Annotated in this window: 1 rRNA gene; it reads right to left on the bottom strand. The window is 53.1% G+C overall.

The annotated features are described in order from the left end of the window. Positions 1–1,545: ribosomal RNA gene (locus B9Y93_RS24165) — 23S ribosomal RNA — on the bottom strand; the annotation flags it as partial.

The following is a 1,545-nucleotide window of genomic DNA, read 5'->3' as shown; positions in this document are numbered from 1 at the left end:
ACGGTCCTAGGTTAGAACTCCGATACGAACAGGGTGGTATCCCAACGGCGCCTCCACAGAAGCTTGCGCTCCTGCTTCAAAGGCTCCCACCTATCCTGTACAGTCCGTACCAAAGTCCAATATCAAGCTACAGTAAAGCTCCATGGGGTCTTTCCGTCTTGTCGCGGGTAACCTGCATCTTCACAGGTATTAAAATTTCACCGGATCTCTCGTTGAGACAGCGCCCAAGTCGTTACGCCATTCGTGCGGGTCAGAATTTACCTGACAAGGAATTTCGCTACCTTAGGACCGTTATAGTTACGGCCGCCGTTTACTGGGGCTTCGGTTCATAGCTTCGCCTTGCGGCTAACCACTCCCCTTAACCTTCCAGCACCGGGCAGGCGTCAGCCCGTATACTTCGCCTTGCGGCTTCGCACAGACCTGTGTTTTTGCTAAACAGTCGCTTGGGCCTTTTCACTGCGGCCCCCTCGGGCTATTCACCCTACCGAGGCACCCCTTCTCCCGAAGTTACGGGGTCATTTTGCCGAGTTCCTTAACGAGAGTTCTTCCGCGCGCCTTAGAATACTCATCTCGCCTACCTGTGTCGGTTTGCGGTACGGGCACCTTCACCTGGCTAGAGGCTTTTCTTGGCAGCCTGAAATCAAGACCTTCGGTACTATAATTTTCCCTCCCCATCACAGCCTAGCTTTAACGGTCAACGGATTTGCCTATTGACCAGCCTCACTGCTTGGACGAGCATCCATCAGCTCGCGTCCCTATCCTTCTGCGTCACCCCATTGCTCATAACGGTTTACGGTGGTACAGGAATTTCAACCTGTTGTCCTTCGACTACGCCTTTCGGCCTCGCCTTAGGTCCCGACTTACCCTGAGCGGACGAACCTTCCTCAGGAACCCTTAGGCTTTCGGCGGACATGATTCTCACATGTCTTTTCGTTACTCATACCGGCATTCTCACTTGTGTACAGTCCAGCAGTCCTTCCGGTCTACCTTCAACCCGGTACACAACGCTCCCCTACCCCTGATACATAGTATCAAGCCATAGCTTCGGTGGTGTGTTTAGCCCCGTTACATTTTCGGCGCAGAGTCACTCGACCAGTGAGCTATTACGCACTCTTTAAATGATGGCTGCTTCTAAGCCAACATCCTGGTTGTCTAAGCAACTCCACATCCTTTCCCACTTAACACACACTTTGGGACCTTAGCTGATGGTCTGGGCTGTTTCCCTCTTGACAATGGACCTTAGCACCCACTGTCTGACTCCCGGATTAAAGTCTGTGGCATTCGGAGTTTGACTGAACTTGGTAACCCTTGGCGGGCCCCGCATCCAATCAGTGCTCTACCTCCACGACTCATTATCCGAGGCTAGCCCTAAAGCTATTTCGGGGAGAACCAGCTATCTCCGAGTTCGATTGGAATTTCTCCGCTACCCCCACCTCATCCCCGCACTTTTCAACGTACGTGGGTTCGGGCCTCCAGTGCGTGTTACCGCACCTTCACCCTGGACAGGGGTAGATCACACGGTTTCGGGTCTACGTCTACGTACTT

The sequence above is a fragment of the Paenibacillus aquistagni genome (genome assembly GCF_900177815.1).
GTDB lineage: Bacteria > Bacillota > Bacilli > Paenibacillales > Paenibacillaceae > Paenibacillus_B > Paenibacillus_B aquistagni.
The sequence above is the reverse complement of the archived record's forward strand: the minus strand, read 5'-3'. Positions and strand labels throughout refer to the sequence as shown.